Origin of the sequence: Helicobacter enhydrae (assembly GCF_001693335.1) — a bacterium.
Classification (GTDB): domain Bacteria; phylum Campylobacterota; class Campylobacteria; order Campylobacterales; family Helicobacteraceae; genus Helicobacter_G; species Helicobacter_G enhydrae.
Genome location: NZ_CP016503.1, coordinates 427,526 through 447,486 on the forward strand (window position 1 = coordinate 427,526; position 19,961 = coordinate 447,486).

Below are 19,961 nucleotides of genomic sequence, written 5' to 3' on the forward strand. Positions count from 1 at the left end.
TAGTCAAAGCACGCGGATTTAGCAAAACCAATCCCACAAACCCTAAAGTTCATTTGTGCAAAACGCCATTTGCTAGCAGTTTTTTTGCGACTGGATTCTTTGCTTGAGATTGCTTTTGCAGAAGCACACTTTCTAGTCGCCAAATCCCACTTTGCTTTTTTCTATAAGGGGGACAAGGGGGTTTATTGCGAGGCACCCCCCTTATCCCCCTTAAAATCCCCCAAACTCGCTTTTTGTGTGTTACCCACATTAGTTTGACTTTGTTTTAATTCTTTGGTGTTTTAGATTTGTTTTTTAGATTTGAATCTCAAATCATCCCCCCTTGTCCCCTTCCACAAAACATCAAAGTTTTGATAGTTTTAGCTAGAATACTGCAATTTTTTCATCGGAGTTTTATATGTTTAAACGAATTTTAATTGCCAATCGTGGAGAAATAGCTGTGCGTATCATCCGTGCGTGCAAAGATTTGGGGATCGAGAGCGTTGCGATCTACTCTCAAGCCGATAGAGAATCCCTCCACGCAAAAATGGCAGATTTTGCTTATGAGCTAAGCCAAGATCCAATCAAAGGATACCTAGATGCCGATCTCATCATCAAAATCGCCAAAGAAAGCCACTCTCAAGCCATCCACCCGGGCTATGGGTTTTTGTCCGAAAACGCACTTTTCGCACAAAAAGTAGCCGAAAGCGGTTTGGTGTGGATAGGACCTAGAGCTGAAGTCATTGCAAAAATGGGGGACAAAAATGTCGCAAGAGATTTGATGAGAAGCAACGGCATACCAATCGTTCCGGGCACTTTGCCCCTCAACCAAAAAACCCCCGATGAACTCAAGCAAATCGCTCAAGACATCGGCTACCCCATCATCCTCAAAGCAAGTGCAGGTGGTGGAGGCAAAGGCATACGAGTCGTAGAGGAGGAGGGCAAACTGCTTGAAAGCTTTGAAGCTTGCAAAAAAGAGGCGGGATTGTTTTTTGGCAATGATGATGTGTTTATGGAGAAATGTATCATCAACCCACGCCACATAGAGTTCCAAATCCTTGCTGATTCTTATGGCAACATCATTCATCTAGGAGAACGCGATTGCTCCATCCAACGCCGTCATCAAAAACTCATCGAGATCGCCCCAAGCCCACACATCGATGAGGGCTTACGCAAAAAAATGGGAGTTGTTGCAATCGCTGCAGCCAAAGCAGCCAATTACACAAACATTGGCACCATCGAGTTCCTCCTTGATGATGAAAACCAGTTTTATTTTATGGAAATGAACACAAGAATCCAAGTAGAACACGGCATCACAGAAGAAATCACAGGCATTGATCTTGTGGTGCGACAGATCCGTATCGCAGCAGGAGAGATCCTTGAGCTTGAGCAACAAGACATCCATTTCCAAGGCTTCGCCATTCAAGCACGCATTAACGCCGAAGATGTGCATAACAACTTCGCCCCCAACCCCGGCAAAATCACGACCTACTACCCCGCACTCGGACCCTCTGTAAGGATTGATAGTTGCATTTACAAAGACTATGAAATCCCGCCATTTTACGACTCGATGGTGGCAAAAGTCATCGTGAGGGCGACAAGCTATGATTTGGCAGTCAAAAAACTAGCGCGTGCCTTGAGCGAATTCACAATCTATGGAATCAAAACCACCATTCCTTTCCTCAAAAACATCTGCAAAGACAAAAAATTCCGCCAAGGCAACTTCAACACCTCGTATTTGAGCAAGCACCTCCACCACCTCCTAGAGACAGACCACGATGACGACGCAGACACAGAGGAGCTGAGTGCGATTTGTGCGGCTTTAGCCTACAGAAACAAGGGGAAATGATGCAAAACATTTATGAAGAAACCAACCTTTTGGACAAAAGAGCGATCGACAAATTCCTACTCACAGAAGAGATTCTCGTCGAAAACGCCTCAAATGCTATCGCACAACTGATCGCCAAACTCACCCACCCCAAAAGCTTGATCTATATCGTCTGCGGTGGTGGCAACAACGGAGCAGACGGCTTGGCTCTTGCTAGAAAACTCAACCAAGACTACCATATCAAAGTCTTGATGCCCCACCCTCCCAAAACCGCTCTATGCGAAAAAGAACTCTATCGGTGCAAAAGTGCGGGGGTGGATTTTGTGAGCAAACTTTTCCCAAGCGATGTGTTGGTGGATTGTTTGTTTGGGAGTGGATTCAGAGGGGAGCTTGACACCGCGACCAAAGAGCTCATCGCACAGATGAACAAATTCCCGCGTATCAAAATCGCCTGTGACATTCCTAGCGGTTTGAGCACCCTCCCCCAAGATATAGCTTTTCAAGCAGATTACACTATCTGTATGGGTGGGCTGAAACGCATTCTTTTCACAGAATGGGCAAAAGACTATACAGGAGAGATGATCCTAGCACCTTTGGGCATTGCACACAAAAACTATCAAATCAACTCCAACATCAAGCTCCTTGACGCCTCCGATCTCAGATTACCCACACGGCACAAAGAGGACACCCACAAAGGCGAGTATGGACATCTAGCAGTCCTCACCAAACAAACCCCGCGAAGCAAAATCGGTGCGAGCGTGCTTTGTGCACTCAGTGCGATTGCCTTTGGAGTTGGGCGTGTGAGCTTAGTCGGAAGCCAAGAATCCATCCCTTTTGAGATCATCAAAACCGATACGATCCCCCCAGACGCTCAAGTCGTCGCTTTTGGTATGGGGGCAGGAGAGATCGAAGAATCAGACTTTGCCAAACTCTCTCCCTATGATTGCCTTTTGGATGCGGATGTGTTCTACCACCCTAGCCTCATTCCTTTTCTCCAGCGTGAGCGTCAAACCATCCTCACACCCCACATCAAAGAGTTTGCCTCATTGTTGCGTCTGTGTGGCATTTGCGATCTTCCTCTTGAAGACATCAAAGCCAAACGAGATGAGTTCCTCTCTGTGTTTTGCACAAGATTCCCAAATGTCATCATCGTTCTCAAAGGTGCAAACACCCTAATCGCCCAAAACCAAAAGGTATGGGTGTGCAATCTTGGCAGAAACAATCTTGCCAAAGGTGGCAGTGGCGATGTGTTGGCAGGGATGATCGCCTCTTTGATGGCACAAGGACGCGATGGTTTGCGTGCAAGTGTTGATGCTGTATTGGCACACGCTTTGGCTTCTTGCAAAATCAAAAGCACCTATGGGCTCAACCCGATGGATTTGATCGAAACCATCAAAACCCTATGAGCCAACGCCCTATGAGCCACACAATGCAAAAAGATGAAATTTTTAGAGACAAACCTCTCAAGCAGTTTGAGTTTGATTCTCAAGTAGCAAGTGTCTTTGATGATATGATCGCTAGATCTATCCCTTTTTATCATCAACAGATTGCGATCCTATCAGACTTTGCCACATTGCATTTGCCCCGACACGGCAGACTCTATGATCTTGGAAGCTCTACAGGCAACACACTCTTTGACATCCACCAAAAAACCAAAAACCAAGATTGCACACTCATAGGGATTGATAGCTCCTCATCAATGTGTGCCAACGCCACGCTCAAAGCACAAGCCTATGGCTATGAGATCGAGTTTGTCCAAGCAGATTTGTTGGATTATCCTTTGTTGCCCTCAGATGTTATTTTGGCAAACTACACTCTGCAGTTCATCCGCCCCCCCATCAGAAACAAAGCGATTGAGAAAATCTTTGCCTCACTCAAACCCGGGGGCATTTTTTTGATGAGCGAAAAAATCATCTGCGAGGATAAAACCCTTGATTTGCAAATGATTGACTACTACCTCGCTTACAAAAAAGCTCAAGGTTACTCTTCTAGCGAAATCGCCCAAAAACGCGAAGCACTAGAAAATGTCCTGATCCCCTACACACAACAAGAAAACGAGACAATGCTCAGAAACGCAGGTTTCCAACACATAGAGATTCTATTCCGTTGGATCAATTTCGTGATTTTTATCGCCAAAAAATAAGGAGTGGTTATGCCTCAAGCGATTTTAGAAAAACTCATCACCTACCCCACAATCACCCCCAATGAATGCGGGATCTACTCATACATCCAAAGCCTTTTGCCTGATTCTTTTCAAGCCATACCCATCCACCGCAACGCCGTTAGCAACCTGTTTTTGTTCAAAGATTACAATCCCTCAAGCACACAACCCAAACTGCACTTGTGTTTTGGGGGACATATCGATGTCGTCCCTGCAGGAGAGGGCTGGTCTAGCCCACCCTTTGAGCCACACATCAAAGACGGCTATCTCTATGGGCGTGGCACACAAGATATGAAAGGAGGGATCGCTTGTTTTCTCTCTGCGATTCAAGAGTTTCAAGCACGATCCAACCTCATAATCTCAATCTTGCTCACAAGCGATGAGGAGGGGGATGGGGTCGATGGCACCAAAGTCGTTTTGGAATACCTTGAGCGTCACCACCTCCTCCCAGATCTTGCTATCATCGCAGAACCCACAAGCACCGACAAACTAGGAGATATGATCAAAATCGGTCGCAGAGGCTCCATCCACTCCAAAATCACATTACAAGGCGTGCAAGGGCATAGTGCCTATCCCCAAAAATGCCAAAACCCCATAGAAATGCTTGGAGCTAGACTTGGCAAAATCGCCGGGCACGATCTAGACAATGGAGACGAGCATTTTGAGCCGAGCAAAATCGTCATCACAGATTTGCGTGCAGGAATGCAGATGAGCAATGTCACCCCTGACACCTTGAGTATGATGCTCAATGTCAGAAACTCCACCCTCACCAATGCCAACGATGTGGATAACTACCTCAGAGAGACTTTGCAAGGCTTGCCCTTCACCCTAGAAACCAAAACAAGCTCCCTCCCATTTCTCACCCCCCACGACTGCTTTTTGGTCCAAACCCTAAGCGCTAGCATAGAACGCACGATGGGCTTCACGCCTACTCTTGGGACGACAGGCGGGACAAGCGATGCACGCTACTTCGCTCCCTATGGGATTGAAGTCGTGGAGCTAGGCGTCATCAACGATCGTATCCACGCCAAAGACGAGAGAGTGAGCCTACAAGAGCTCCAAGATCTCAAAGCGATTTTCAAAGATTTTTTATACACATTAAGCAAGGAGAACCAATGAAACAAGTCCAAATCGATATCACTCAAGCCCTATGCACCGATGCCGTGTCCAAGATCCAAAATGTCCTCGCCAAACTGCGTCAAAACAATATCGCCGTGAGCCAAATCGTAATCATCGCAGACACCCAAAAAAGACGCGATGAAACGATTGATTTTTTGTTTGCTGAGGGCTATCTTTTTCAGACAGAAATCAAAGAGGGAGAGTTTTGGATACACATACTTGGTAGAGACAGACAGGCTCCCACCGCTCCCACGCCATCATCTCCACAAGCCACCACCGCTCCCACCGATCAATCTCCCCAAAGCACCCCAGTATCCACCCCACCCCCTCCCACGCCGCCAAAAGAGCCAGACATCCCCCCAAACAGCGAGTTTGAAAACAAGATTTTCATATTCACTAGCGATCGTATCGGCGAGGGAGATCTAGGGGAGAAGCTTCTAGAGGGGCTTTTGCACAATCTCTACACAACTGCCAAAATCCCGCGAGAGTTGATTTTCATCAATCGTGGGGTGCTAGCCTGTATCGATGTCGAGAAAAACCTACACATCACACGCACACTCAAAAAACTAGAGCAAAGAGGCGTTGCAGTCAGCACCTGTGGCACCTGCCTAGAATACTACAATGTCAGAGATTTGCTATGTGTGGGCAGTGTCAGCAACTCCGCAGAGATCACACGCAAAATGCTTAGGTTTGAAGTGGTCACATTCTAGCCACCACTTCTCACATCAATGGGGGGGTATCAGAGGACATTTGGCAGATTCTGCATAGAACTACACAAAATCATAAATTTTTGGTAATGTTAATAAAATTTAACCTATAATACAGATTCTTGTTTATCTAATTTTAAGGCTTGATATTTTGGATACACAAAATATCTCAATCTTTATCCAGTATTTTAAGGAGTGTTTTAAATGAAAAATTCAGCACAAAATAAGCGAAAAATCTCTGTAGGGGGGGGGGTATGATGAAATCTTACAAACCTCTCATCGCCACTTCGTTGGCATTGGCTCTCAGTGTGAGTGTGGCAAGTGGAGCAGATAATTGTCCAAGTGGCAACACAAGTGCGATCTGCTATAGCACTACCAATGGCACAGATTTCAAACAATTCACGAGTTTGACAATTGCACCAACAGGACAAGGAAGCAATCAATTCAATCAACTTAAATATACTGCAGCACCAGCACAAGGGATTACGATCAGTGATTTCACTCTCAAATTTAGAAATAATGGTGGTGAGGGACAACAAAGTAGCTCTGAAGCCTCTATAGGTGGGCAAAATGCTCAACTTAAACTCATTAATAAAGGTAATGGACTCCAATTAGGCAGTGCAGGAACTAGCACCCTTGCTGTTGATTTTGGAAAATATGAAGCCCAAAATTTTGCACGCAAAGCCACTTTAAGTTTTGAAGGCACTACACCCAATACAGCAGGTAGCACACCAAAAACAGCCCTCAAAGGCAATATTGAAATCAAAGCTGGGAATTCTACCAATGATGAAGTCATAGCCACTTTCAAAGGAGATATGAAAGGTAATATTAAGATTGTTGGACAAAGCATCGGATATCGGCGTGTAGCTGCAAAAGCCAAAACAAATTTCACTTTTGAAAATGGAGCAAGCTTAAAAGGGAATCTAAGAGTAGAATATGTAGAAGGAGGACAGAATTTCACATTTGAAAGGGGAGGCATAGAAGGAAGTATTAAAACTAGTGCTGCTTTGGACATTGCGAATATAGACGCTACTATGGGCGGTACAACAACAACCAATATTACCTTCAAAGGAGAAGGCTTTATCAAAAAAGGAACTGGTGCAGATGATAATATAATTCTAGCTGAAGGTGCAAAAAGTGCAGATATTCCTCAACAATACCATGCTCATAACCGAATCCTTTTTGAAGGCAATGGAAAAATCGGAGAAAATGAAACTAGTCGTGTGAGCATTATCGCAAGACCACGATGGACAAGAGGTCACTATTTTTCCGGTGCACAATCTTATAATCTTATCCAGTTCAAAGGACAAGCCACCCTCTTTTTAGATAAATTGCAAATAGAAAATTATACAGGTGCAGAACGCCTCAATATCATCAGCCTTGAGGGTGGCACAAATGGTGATCTTAACATCAACACAATCGAAGTGAGAAGTCCATCAGGTCGCAACTACATCGGTAAGGGGCTTTTGAAGTTTGCAAATGGAGCAAATAGCGGTCAAGAAACTGCAAAAGATTTAGTAATAGATGATACTAAAATCAATGAAGCCACATTCAAAGGCAACAACTACAATGCAATCAAAACACTTGCTCAAACACTCAGAGCCAATGGCACACTCACAGCTGAGGCTATCAAAACTGCCGCCGAAGGTGGCGGTATCAATGGAATCTTTATCGACACTCTTAATGTCACAGGTGCTGATGGGATCAAATCTTGGAACACTCAACGCAACATCATCTCTACAGAGAATCTAAGAGTGGATCAAAAAGTCTATGCAGACCAATGGAATAGAAACAAGGGCACAAACATCATCTTCGCTGATAGTTTGACAATCGGTGGCGGAGTGTTGGCAAATGGTGGAAGTAACTATATCTATGGAACCAATACTTCTGCGGGCACCAATACGATCAACACTTCAATCACAGCTCAAGGTGACACAGGGAGCAACCAACTCAATTTGCGTGGGAATACCACGAGAATAGGAGCAGCCGGTAGCAAAGTTTCTATGACTGCAACAAGTGGCAGCAGCTCCAACTATCTGTTTCTTAATAGCACAACAAATAATGAAATTTATCTCAGCGACCTCAGTGTCAATGCTTCTAGTGGCAACAACATCTTAAGCTTTGAAAATACTAGTGCCAACAATCGCCTAGAAGTCAATAATATCTCAAGTAGTAATGGGGGGAACTACATCGGCAAAGGCTTACTTGGTGAAAATAGTGCAGGTGTCCTAACTCCGATATTGAATCTCTCCTCAGGCAATGTCGCAATGGGAACTTTCCAAGCTTCAAACATTAGCACCAATACCAATGATAGTGCCAAGAATATTATTTATTTCCAAAACATCACAATCAAAGGCAATGTCACAGCTTCAAATGGACAAAATATCATCAACTCCAAAGACAACCTTGCAATCACTGGAAACATTACAGCCAATTTTGGTGGTGCAAGTGCCAACAAAATCAATTTTGTCGGAACCACTACAGCACTCACCGGAATGATTAAAGCTGAAAGCAACAACTCTCGAAACCTCTTGAGATTTGCCGGAACAACCTCCAATACATTGACACTCACAGGTCTCCAAGCAATCACAGGGACAGATAACCAAGTCTATAATATCCTTAGCTTTGATGGCACTGGGACAAATGCCCTCAACATCACAGGTGCAGTTTCTGCCAACAACAGCGGTCGCAACTACATCGGTAAAGGATTGTTGGGAGAGGGAGCAAGTGCAAATGATTTGAATGCTGATGGAATCCCTGGTTTTGATTTCACCAATGCAGATAATGCTTTAGTGGGCACGCTTACGATTAGAGGTGGTGTTTTGGCTTCTGAGACAGGATTGAACTCCATTTCTTTCAAAGCAGCAAGCACTCAGACAGAAGCAGTCATTTCTTCTACGGATAATGCTATTTCAGGAAATGCAAATATTTATCTTGATTTGTCAAACGCACAGCTTACTGATTGGGCAATCGATGGAAATATTGCAGGTGGTGGAACCAAAAACATCAAGATTGTGAGCACCACACACAAAGGCGGTCTTGATGGCAATATCACCAATACCCAAGGCAATACAACCAATGTCATTTTGGAAAATGTCCTATGGAATCCTGTCGCAACGCCTGCACGACCAAAAGGAGCTTCTAGTTTTGCTATCGGTGATGAAAATCCAAATAGCGGTGTTCTCACCAACAATGGCGGAAATGTCAATCTTGTTTTGAGAACAACTGCCCAAGCCTTAGGAAATGTCACTACAATCCCTCTATTTAATATCATTTCAGGCAAAAATAGTATAACCAATATTGTGATACAGGGAAGTCAAACAAGCAAAGTCAATACAGCTGAAACTGCAGTGGGAGCAAACATCGATTATGCCAATGGCGGTATCATCAATCTAATCTTTGCAAGCAAAAGCACCAACGCAGATAGCTTTGCAAGTGGTAGCACAGACATTGAGCAAAATAAAGTGCTAGGTTCTACCTATAGCAATGGTGTGAAACTCACACTCCAAGATAAAATCATTGACACATACGATCGAGTGGAGGGACTCGGGAAAAAAAGTATTCTTGAACACTATGCTGACAAATTCAAACGCCCCGGATATGAAAGCCACAATGTGACGATTGCAACCATTAGAACAGAACAAACAGACACTGTCTCTGTGAATGGTTTGGCGGTAGGAGACATCTCAAGTCTTGGTAACACACAGAGCAAAGTCTATGATGTCGTGTTGGGTGGCAAATCCGCATTTGTTGGCGGCATTTCACTTGCTCAAGGGTCTAATATCGCCTTGACTATGAATTCTGGATCTGCACTGATTGCCAATGTTACAGATGATCAAGGCAATGCTATAAAGAGTCTATCCCTAGAGACACTCAATCTCAAAAAGATTGCAGGCAGTGAAACATACTATAGACAAGATGCGGTGAAGCACCCTTTTGATCAAAGAAATATCGTGATTGACTTGGTAACAGGTGGAAATGCGTTTGATACTATCAACTTTGATGGCACAAGCTTCAACCTAATGACAATCGGAAACAAGGATAATCCTAGCAATGGTGGTCTCAAAGGAGACACTAGTGCTCTTTTCACCATTCTTGTCAATCCAAATGCAGATCAAAGCACAGCGACGCTTGGGGGTCAAGCTAGCTCTGGTGGAACTGGCACTTATGGAAACATCTACTCTGGTAGGGTGATTGTCTATGGTGGCGACAATAACCAAACACAATACATCAGAGCATTCTACAAGCAAGGCTCATCAGCAGCAAGCATTGGCTACAAGGGTGGAGGAACAGAAATAGCAGGAAACATTGCGGTGGCTACAGTAGCTGCAACTTCAAACATCACATTTGAAGGTAGCACACAGATTCAAGGCTATGATGTTGTTGGGACAACATTGACAGAAGGTATCACAACAGGTCTCAATGGTGGATCTGATGGCGATGGCTACAAAACCTACTTCATCAAAAGCGTGAATCCTCGTGGTGCCTCACAAGCCAACCAACAAGCAGGTGCCACTGCACTCAGCTCAAACTACGCTCTCTATCTAGCTAACTTCAATTCTTTGAACAAAAGAATGGGAGATCTAAGAAACAATCCAAACAATCAAGGTGGATGGGCTAGGATTTTTAATGGTATGGAAACGACAGAGTTTGCACTCAAGATGCAGACAATCTATACGACAATCCAAGCAGGTTATGATTATGACTTCGATCTAGAGAATGCCAAAAACTACACAGGTATCGCTCTCTCTTATGCAAACTCCATTGCAGATAAAGTTGGAGGCAAAGATATAGATGGATTTGACAAAGGGATTAGCTCTGTCACTTCCAATGCAATCGAACTTGCTCTCTACAATGCCTATGTGCAAAATGGTGGAAGCAGTGACAATGGATATGCCAATGGATTGTATGCAGATAGCATTGTCAAATTTAGCTACATTCTTAGCAATATCAAAATGCTAGGTGATGGCAAGTCTTATGACACCAACAACTGGGCTGTCACTCTTAGTCAAGAAGTGGGATACAGATTTATCCTAGGCAATGACAAAGAATGGTATATCGATCCTCAAGCAGAACTTGGATTTGGTTATTTCAATGAAACCAATATGAGGCAAACATTGGGACAAGCTTATCTTGATAGCAAGCAGGGCAATATCTTTACGATTCGTGGTAGAGCGGGTGCTAGCTATGGATACAAGTTTGACAAATTCACAGAGGGCAAAGGATTTAAAGCAAGTGCTTATGTAGGAACTTACTTTGTTTATGATTATCTCAATGGTGGGCAGATTGCCTTTACTACAGATTTGCAAAAGACTAACTATCTCACCGCACTCACTTCTACGATGAGAGGTGTGATCAATGTAGGGACAAACTTTGAAGTCAAAGACAATACTAGGATCTATCTTGACTTTGAAAGAAGCTTTGGTGGCAAAATCACTACAGATTATCAAGTCAATCTAGGAGCTAGATACAGCTTTGGAGAGAAAACAAGTGATGAGAGTATGAAAGTAGAGAACGCTGCTCCTTTGAAAGTAGAGAACACTCCTGCAGAGGAAACAGAAAAAGCTCAAATAGTGCCTACTACCTCCGAAAAAGTCAAAGAGGATACAGGGACAAAAGCGACTAAAAAGTAGTGAGATTCTGAAAAAAAGGGAGTGATTCAAAAGCAAAGGGGGCTAAAGCCTTTGGCGTTGGGGGTTAAATGAGGGGTAATTATAAAGGCAAGGGGGCTAAAAGGGAGACAGGGATCATCATTCCTTGCAAGAAGTATCGAGCCTTTGGTGGGGCATTTGGTGTCAAATGCCCCTTAGAATGCTCCTGCAGACAAATATTGTGCTGTTTGTTTTCATTTAGATTCTTTAGAATCTCCTTCCTGCCTATTGTCCAATAGGCAGGGGTGTTTTACAAAACTCAATACTTAATCCTCAACGCCAAACAAACCATAAAACGCAAAGCCTCACTAAGTTATAAAGGCAATGAAAACCGCCGACCAAACCAACCTTGTAGGACCAAAAAGGATTCCAAGTCAATGTAATCTTGAACGAGCCTTGCTAATGCGGTTATGGGGGTTGTTAAGGGGGATAAGGGGAACGCTGCTATAAGTTCCCCTTGACCCCCTTAAGAAAAACACCAAGCCAAGCTTGAAAAACTAGAAAATGTGCTTTCCTCAAGCCAAACCAAAAAAAGAGAATCTTAGAGATTCTAGAATCACCACAAATCTCATTTGTGCAAAACGCCATTTGCTAGTCATTTTTTGCGATTGGATTCTTGTGTTGTTGAATCTTGGTTTGGGCAAAGCATACTTTTAAGCGATTCTAGAATCTCTAGGACTTCATTTTAGAGTTGGCTTGATAGGCTCTATACTCTTTGGTGATTCTTGATTTGTTTGCTAGTTTTTGAGATTGGTTTTGCACAAGCACACTTCTTAGTCATTGAAACTTGCTTTGCTTTTTTCTATAAGGGGGACAAGGGGGTTTATTGCGAGGCACCCCCCTTATCCCCCTTAAAATCCCCCAAACCCCTGCCCGCTTTTTGTGTGTTGCCCACATTAGTTTGACTTTGTTTTGATTCTTTGGTGTTTCAGATTTAATCTTAATTCTTTGATTATTTGGAAATTGTATTGTTGGGATAAACTTACAAGGAGAGGCAGGAGATAAACTCCACCCAATCTAGCCTCCATTTATGGACTTACTTCCTTGTATAGTTTGCTGTGTTGAAGATTAACTAAAACTTTGGCTAGATTGAGTATAATGCCTCTTGTTTAAGTTATGTTATTGAGCCAAAAGCTCAAGGATAGCTTTTGCTAGCTCTAGCAAAGCTAGCAGAAGCCTTATAAGTTGGAATGTTAAATCCATACTTACCACCTCATTTCACAAGGAAGCGTCCTTCTCCAACACAAATATGATTATACAAAACCAAAACTTCAAAAATCCTCACTATTTCATACAATCACGGCAAACCGCTGACCAAACCAACCTTGTAGAAGCCAAAAGGATTCCAATGCAATCTGATTCTTTTGTTTGAGATTGGCTTTGCCAAAGCACACTTTCTAGTTTCCAAATCCGACTTTGCTTTTTTTCTATAAGGGGGACAAGGGGGTTTATTGCGAGGCACCCCCCTTATCCCCCTTAAAATCCCCCAAACCCCTGCCCGCTTTTTGTGTGACAATACAACGATAGAGTGCAATGTTTGAGCTTGATTCTTGTTTGGTGGTTTTTTGATTTGATTTTAGATTTATTGATTTGTATCTAGCTTGTGTTTTTGAATTGAATCTAGATTCTTGGAATCTTTGTGAAAAACTTTGATTCTAGATTCTTGTATTTCTTTGCTAATTCTTAGAATCTTTAGAATCTTTTTGCAAACTCTAATCAATTATAAACCCTCACTATTTCAATATAAGCACAAACAACTGCTGACCAAACCAACCTTGTAGAACCCAAAAAAGATTCCAAGTCAATGTAATCTTGAACGAGCCTTGCTAATGCAATGCTGGGGTTATGGGGGTTGTTAAGGGGGATAAGGGGAACGCTTGCTTTAAGTTCCCCTTATCCCCCTTAAGAAAAACTCCAAGCCAAGCTTGAGAAACTAGAAAATGTGCTTTTGCAAAACCAAAACTCAAAAGAAAGTTTCAAGCCAAACGCACAAAAAATCAAAAAGCGTGGTTTTTGCCAAAATAAACCCAAAAAGAGAATCTAAGAGATTCTAGAATCACCTAAAAAGCATAACCCCCCCCCTCCCCCAAGAAAACGATCAAACCAAGTTTGAAATATCAAAAAATGCACTTTTGCAAAAACCAAACTCCAAAAAGAAAACACAAAATTCAATTTTTGACACCCAAACCTGATGATATTTATTCTCAAATCTTAGAATAATACAAGCGAATTCATATAAGGATTTTTATGACAACTCTAACACTCAAAAACCCCCTAGATATGCACCTCCATCTCCGAGAAGGTGCGATACTCCAATCAGTTTTGCCTTTTAGCGCTAGAAGTTTTGTAGGTGGCGTTGTGATGCCCAATCTGACCACCCCAATCACCACCGCAGAAATGGCGATGCACTACAAGCAAGAGATCCAACATCTAGAAGCTAGTTTTTTCCCCATTCTCACCATATACCTTGCTCCAACACTTGAGAAAACAGAATTGCAAAAAGCCAAAAAAGAAGGGATCAATATCCTCAAGCTCTACCCCAAAGGAGCGACCACCAACTCTCAAAGTGGAATCAGTGAGATTTTGGATACTACGACATTGGAGCTTTTGGAGGAGGCACAAAATCAAGGCTTCATCCTCTCCATACACGCCGAAAGCAATGGCTATAGTCTAGATCGTGAATTTGAGTTCCTGCCCTATATTCACGAAATCGCTACGCAATTCCCACATCTCAAAATCATCATCGAACACCTAAGCGATAGACGCTCAATCCCTACGCTAGAGCGATACCCCAATGTCTTTGCGACACTCACGCTACATCATATCACCCTGACTTTGGATGATCTTTTGGGCAAAGGGCTCAATCCCCATTTGTTCTGCAAACCTATCCTCAAAAGCCCAAAAGATCGCGATGCTTTGCTCCACCTTGCACTCAACGCACACCCCAAAGTCAGCTTCGGCTCTGATAGTGCCCCTCATCTTTTGAGCAAAAAACTCTCTCATCAAGGTAGTGCTGGGGTTTTCTCTGCACCCAGTGCGTTAGAACAGCTTTGCAGTCTCTTTGAGCGATACGATGCCCTAGAGCGTTTGCAAACTTTTGTGAGCGATAATGCAATCAAAAACTACGATCTTGCTTTGCCCCATCAATACCAAATCACTCTTGCAAAAACTCCGCACACGATCCCCCAAGCACTCCAACATCAAAACGATCAGATCATCCCGCTTAATGCTGGTCAAACACTACAATGGAGCATTGTGGGCAAGGAGAGGGTATGAAATATGCTGTGATACTTCTTTGTGCCTCTATTTTGTTTGCACAAACTCCACAAGATCCCTCCAACCCCTATGTCAAAAAACGAAGTCACGAAACCACGACCCACACCATCCCTGTGCCAAAATACCAACTCCTCCCACCAATCACGCTCAAAAAATCCAAACCCAAACCAAAATACAAAACCATCATCGATGAAGATGGCAAAGAAATCCTTGTCGATGAAAACAACAAACCCATCACACGCGAAGAATTGACGATCCTAGAAGCCAAACAACGCTGTTTGGATGAAGATGGAGCGTGGTGCTGGAAACTTGGCATCTATTATTATGAGGGCAAGATTGTCGAGCAAGACTACAACAAAGCCTTTGAAGCCTTTGAAGCAGGTTGCCTCAAAAAAAGCGGGGGTGCTTGTTATAACATAGGTTTTATGTATGAGTTTGGACGCGGAGAAGTGCCTTTTGATTCCAAAAAAGCTCTAGATTTTTATCTCAAATCCTGCAATTATGGATACGACAGGGGATGTCAAGCCTATCGTGCGATGAAATAGCTAAAAATCCCTAAACAATTTCCCCAAATCCACATTGGCAATCTCTTTGTGGCTACACTGATGATACAGAGCTTCTGAACCTCGCACAAGATCATCGCTTGAGATACCATGTGCGATAGAAATGCGTGCTTCCAAAAACGCACTCAACTGATCACAAAATTTCAAAAACTCGCCACACACCGCATTGTCCTCTTCTCCATTGTGTTCGCACAAAAGCTGATTGGCATCTTTGGCAAAATGGACAAAATGCTCCACCTTGTAGCGATTCAAAAACTCATTTTGAGTGAAATAGATAATATCCTCTGCAATGTTTGATGGAACATTTTTGAGGATTTTTTCACTCACTGCCTCTTCTTCAATCTTTTTGATTTGCTCATCAAGCCCTTTGACACTTCGTTTGATAGGAGAGATGATGTCGCGTGTCAAAATCTCTGGCAGATCGTGAAAAAGCCCACACAAAAAATGATTGATCCGCATCGCTTGGCTTGTTTGCAAATCAAAGCTCAAAAAATATCCCAAAATCGCAACCATCAAAGTATGCCCTAGCACACTTGTTTGTGGCACTCTTGGCGTTTGGCTCCAACGCTTTTGAAATCGCAATTGCCCAAACATATCTATGATTTCACGGCTTTTTTTATACATCACGATTTGCTGAACACCGCTCAAGTGATAAAACTGCTCGACTTCTTTGTCAATAATGCGTTTGATATTTTCCACATCATACATCATCGGATTGAAATGATAAATCATATCAAACTCCCATTTTGACGCATAAAAATGTGCTGCCCTCAAAATCTCTACCTCGATACATTTGGGAGGGGCTTTCAAATAAGCTCCCAAATCCTCAAAAACTGCATACGAAGAGATCTCCTCCTCTAGCTCTTTTAGCACAAAATCTGCAAGTTCATTGCGGTGCTGTTGCTGTAGTTTGTGAAATACTGGGGGTTTGATGTCTGTCAAGACCACACGCTCAAAAAACTCAAAGCAAAAATAATCAATCATCTTATCCCAATCGATCTCCACCCCCCTGCAATGTTCCTCATATCTTGCCAAAAAATAAGCGATCACAATCTTATGTGCTTGTTTGTCTAGCTCCACAAACTCCACAGGGCAAGCCTGATCATTCCACCTCCGAATCGAAGAGGCGACAAAAAGACGCTTCAAAAAAGCAGGGGTCATCTTTGGTGCGATGTTGGCACCTTGATCTTGTGTGTCCATCATACAAAAGCCTCATCAATCTTTTGGCACAAAAGATGGATGATCAAAATATGCATCTCTTGAATGCGTGGCGTATGCTCACTTGGGACAATCACATTGATGTCACACAAGCCCTTCATCTCCCCTCCATCTCTTCCGCTTAGCCCTACACAAAAAGCCCCCAACCTCTTGCCCTCTCTAAGTGCGTTATTGACATTTTGAGAATTGCCACTTGTTGAGATCCCAAAAACCACATCCCCCTCTTTTGCCAATGCCTGAATCTGCCTTGAGAAAACAAACTCAAACCCATAATCATTGCCAATGGCAGTCAATGCTGAAGTATCCACGCTCAAAGCAATCGCAGGTAGCCCTATCCTCTCTGTCTTGTATCGCCCTGTAAGCTCTGCGGCAAAATGCTGACTATCCCCTGCACTTCCTCCATTCCCACATATCAATATTTTGTTGCCATTTTTTAGCACTTCTATGAGCTTATCTGCCAATCTTTCAATCTCAGAAGCCAAAACTTCCAAAGTTTTTTGCGTCACTAGCAAATGTTCTTGTATCTCTGTTTTGATCATCTCTGCTCCTTTATTTTTTCAATCAATCTTGTGGTGCTTCTACCCTCGCAAAACTCGATCAAATGCACCTCTTGGGCAAACTCGCTCCCCACAACTTCCTTGCCCTCATAATCTGCCCCCTTGACAAGGACTGAGGGCATAATCTGCCCAATCAAATCGCGTGGCGTCAAATCATCAAAAAGTATCACATAATCCACGCATTCCAAAGATGCCAACAGATACGCACGATCTTCTTGTGCGTTGATCGGTCGATCTGCACCCTTGATCGCCCTCACAGAATCATCAGTGTTCAACCCCACAACCAAAACATCCCCTAGCTTTTTGGCTTGTTGCAAATACTGAGTGTGTCCGCGGTGCAAAATATCAAAACAACCATTTGTAAAAACAATCTTGCAATTTTTTGGCAACTCTTTGGGACTCTCAATGATTTTATCCTCAATGCGTGTCTGCAAGATCTTACCTCGCCCAAAACTCCCAATCTCCTCTTGTGTCGCCACAGCACTCCCCACCTTCCCCACGACGATACCTGCGACAATATTGGCAAACTCACAAGCCTGATTGATACTCCCTCCCTGACTCAACACATAGCACAAACCTGCGATGACACTATCCCCAGCACCAGTAACATCATACACCTCTCTTGCACAAGTGGGGAAAACTCTCATCTCATCTTCCAAAATCGCAATCCCATCCTCGCTCAATGTCACCAATGGGAATCTGATTTGGCATTGATTCTTGAGAAACTCCAGTGCTTGCACAATATCTTTTTCTGTTTTGATAGCAATCCCTGTTGCTTCATAAATCTCATTTTTGTTTGGCGTCAAAAGAGTGGCATTGCGATACTTGGAGTAATCATTCCCCTTAGGATCGCACAAAACAATCTTGCGGTGCTCATTGGCAAGTCTGATGATCCTCTCACACATTTGTGCAGTCAAAACCCCCTTGCCATAATCAGACAAAATCATCCCATCAAAAGAATCAATCTCTTTTACAATGTTTGCAAACAAACTCTCCAATATCGATTCATCAAGAGCTTCGCGACTTTCGCGATCCACACGCAAAATCTGCTGATGTGAGACTAGCACCCTACTCTTTTGGGTTGTCGGACGCTTCGCATCGGCTAGAATCATCGAGGTTTGTATATTGAGTGCTGACATCATCTCTAGCAACTCTTGCCCTTTATGATCCTGACCAATCACACCGCACAAAGCAACTTCCGCACCGAGTGCAATCAAGTTGTTTGCCACATTGCACGCACCTCCGAGGCGATTTTCTTCTTTGGAGACTTCAATCACTTGCACGGGTGCTTCAGGAGAAATGCGTGAGCAATTTCCAACGATATAGTGATCAATCATCAAATCGCCAATCACCAAGATTTTGGGCGTTTTCATTTAGAATGCCTTTGTCGCAAGCGTCTTGATCTCATCGATATAGTCATCGATCCCATCCTCAAGGCTAAAGCGTGGGCAATACCCCAAACGCTCTTTGGTGGAAGCGATGTCTGCTAATGTGTTGTTTTGATAAAAAGTATAAGGATTGTCGATGTATTCCACTTCAAACTCCCCCAAATGTCTCTTGAGCCTTGCCACAATGTCATTGAAGCTTCTAGACTCACCACTTCCGACATTATAGATCCCACTCTCTCCCTCTATGGCTTTCACATTGGCTTGGACCACATCATCGATATAGACAAAATCCCTTTGTTGCTCCCCAAATTTAAACAATCTGACTTTTTTGCTTGTGAGGGCTTGTAGTCCCAACTGCAGAATCATCGAGGCGGTTTTGCCTTTGTAGAACTCTCTAGGACCATAGACATTGAAAAAACGTAATCCCACCACAGAGCTTGAGGGCGTATCACCCAAAATCTTTCGGACACTCATATCCATACAAAGCTTGGAAAACCCATAGACATTTTCAGGCTCCTCGCCAATGCCGACTTGATTTGGAGCGGGAGAATTCCCATAGGTGCCAGCACTTGAGGCATAAATCATTTTGCCCCCAAACTGCAAAGTCAATCGCAACAAAACGATGAAACTATCGTGATTGGTTTGCATCACTTGCTCTTGATTCAAAGCTGTCGTATCAGAGATCGCAGCTTGATGAAACACATAATCAAATCCACGATACTCATCAAAAAGACACTGCATCACGCGATGATCATTGATGTCGGCACAAACAACGCGACCACCAAAACCAATCAAATTTTTGAAATGCCCCAAAGAAGTGGGGTTTCCACTTGGAAAAGTCGCATCAGAACGAAATTTGTCTAGCACAACTATCTGTGCTTTGGGGTGATGTTTCTGGAAATAAAACGCCAAAGAACTACCGATAAATCCCGCTCCCCCTGTAATCAAAATCTTTTTGTTTTCCAATGTGTCAGCTATATACACGATTTTCCTCCTCTATGATTTGAGCGATCTCCTCCAAATGTCGCACGATAAACAAGTTTTCAACTCCGCTCAATGCCTCATCTGTCTTTTGATGTGTGAGCAAAAATTTGCCACCAATCCCTGCATTGTGAGCTGTCAAAATATCGCTGACTTTATCGCCAATCAAAAGACTTTGGCTCAAATCAATCGCAAAATCACAACACGCATTTCTAATCATCCCAATATCAGGCTTCCGACAAGTGCAACCCTCCAAATGCGGACAATAATACACTTTGTCAAAACCAAAGCCTAGTTTTTCTTGGAGTTGGCTTTGCATAAAATCTGTCAAATCCAAAAAATCTTCCTCTGTGTAATACCCTCGTGCAATCCCTGATTGGTTTGTCACTACAAGCAGAAGATAGCCTCGTTCTTTGAAAAATCGCAACAAATCAAAAATGCTAGGGTTAAATACAAAATCCTCTTGTGCATACACATAGCCATAATCACGATTGATGATTCCATCACGATCAAAAAAGACAGCCTTTTCCATT

General features: G+C 43.2%; 13 protein-coding genes. 8 read left to right on the top strand and 5 right to left on the bottom strand.

What is annotated here, in order from left to right; genetic code table 11:
• Nucleotides 1–397 precede the first annotated feature (397 nt).
• From BBW65_RS01990 to BBW65_RS02025, 8 genes are all read left to right on the top strand, one after another.
• Complete coding sequence (locus BBW65_RS01990; RefSeq protein WP_066338989.1) at nucleotides 398–1,828, top strand: acetyl-CoA carboxylase subunit A; 1,431 nt, start codon at nucleotides 398–400, stop codon at nucleotides 1,826–1,828.
• Entirely contained in the window at nucleotides 1,828–3,213 is a 1,386-nt protein-coding gene (locus BBW65_RS01995; protein WP_066338992.1) for an NAD(P)H-hydrate epimerase, read from the top strand. Before BBW65_RS01990 ends, BBW65_RS01995 begins: the two co-directional genes overlap by 1 nt.
• A 23-nt stretch (nucleotides 3,214–3,236) precedes the next feature.
• A complete protein-coding gene (gene cmoA, locus BBW65_RS02000) occupies nucleotides 3,237–3,950 on the top strand; it encodes a carboxy-S-adenosyl-L-methionine synthase CmoA (protein WP_066341757.1) in 714 nt (237 codons plus the stop codon).
• A gap of 9 nt (nucleotides 3,951–3,959) precedes the next feature.
• Nucleotides 3,960–5,087 (top strand): succinyl-diaminopimelate desuccinylase, encoded by a 1,128-nt coding sequence (gene dapE, locus BBW65_RS02005; RefSeq protein ID WP_066338994.1) that lies wholly within the window; start codon nucleotides 3,960–3,962, stop codon nucleotides 5,085–5,087.
• The gene (gene yedF, locus BBW65_RS02010; RefSeq protein ID WP_066338997.1) at nucleotides 5,084–5,797 is read left to right on the top strand and encodes a sulfurtransferase-like selenium metabolism protein YedF; all 714 of its coding nucleotides are present in this window, start codon (nucleotides 5,084–5,086) and stop codon (nucleotides 5,795–5,797) included. The genes dapE and yedF overlap by 4 nt, the downstream gene beginning before the upstream one ends.
• 251 nt (nucleotides 5,798–6,048) lie before the next feature.
• Nucleotides 6,049–11,427 carry an autotransporter outer membrane beta-barrel domain-containing protein gene (locus tag BBW65_RS02015; protein WP_066339000.1) on the top strand — a complete coding sequence of 1,793 codons (5,379 nt, stop codon included), beginning with the start codon at nucleotides 6,049–6,051 and terminating at the stop codon, nucleotides 11,425–11,427.
• 2,265 nt (nucleotides 11,428–13,692) lie between these two features.
• Nucleotides 13,693–14,721, top strand: a complete 1,029-nt coding sequence (gene pyrC, locus BBW65_RS02020; protein WP_066339002.1) for a dihydroorotase — start codon at nucleotides 13,693–13,695, stop codon at nucleotides 14,719–14,721.
• Nucleotides 14,718–15,266: a tetratricopeptide repeat protein gene (locus BBW65_RS02025; protein ID WP_066339010.1), complete on the top strand. Its 549-nt coding sequence runs from the start codon at nucleotides 14,718–14,720 to the stop codon at nucleotides 15,264–15,266. Before pyrC ends, BBW65_RS02025 begins: the two co-directional genes overlap by 4 nt.
• Here BBW65_RS02025 and BBW65_RS02030 read toward each other — a convergent pair whose 3' ends face one another.
• Genes BBW65_RS02030 through BBW65_RS02050 form a run of 5 tightly spaced genes read right to left on the bottom strand, consistent with a single transcriptional unit; the run spans nucleotide 15,267 to nucleotide 19,960 of the window.
• On the bottom strand, nucleotides 15,267–16,487 hold the full coding sequence (locus BBW65_RS02030) for an HD domain-containing protein (protein WP_199919457.1): 1,221 nt from the start codon (nucleotides 16,485–16,487) through the stop codon (nucleotides 15,267–15,269).
• Complete coding sequence (gene gmhA, locus BBW65_RS02035) at nucleotides 16,484–17,041, bottom strand: D-sedoheptulose 7-phosphate isomerase (RefSeq protein WP_083985998.1); 558 nt, start codon at nucleotides 17,039–17,041, stop codon at nucleotides 16,484–16,486. Before gmhA ends, BBW65_RS02030 begins: the two co-directional genes overlap by 4 nt.
• Nucleotides 17,038–18,432: a D-glycero-beta-D-manno-heptose-7-phosphate kinase gene (rfaE1, locus tag BBW65_RS02040; protein WP_066339011.1), complete on the bottom strand. Its 1,395-nt coding sequence runs from the start codon at nucleotides 18,430–18,432 to the stop codon at nucleotides 17,038–17,040. Before rfaE1 ends, gmhA begins: the two co-directional genes overlap by 4 nt.
• Complete coding sequence (gene rfaD, locus BBW65_RS02045) at nucleotides 18,433–19,434, bottom strand: ADP-glyceromanno-heptose 6-epimerase (RefSeq protein ID WP_066339013.1); 1,002 nt, start codon at nucleotides 19,432–19,434, stop codon at nucleotides 18,433–18,435.
• Nucleotides 19,418–19,960: a D-glycero-alpha-D-manno-heptose-1,7-bisphosphate 7-phosphatase gene (locus BBW65_RS02050; RefSeq protein WP_066339014.1), complete on the bottom strand. Its 543-nt coding sequence runs from the start codon at nucleotides 19,958–19,960 to the stop codon at nucleotides 19,418–19,420. Before BBW65_RS02050 ends, rfaD begins: the two co-directional genes overlap by 17 nt.
• Between the last annotated feature and the right edge of the window lies 1 nt (nucleotide 19,961).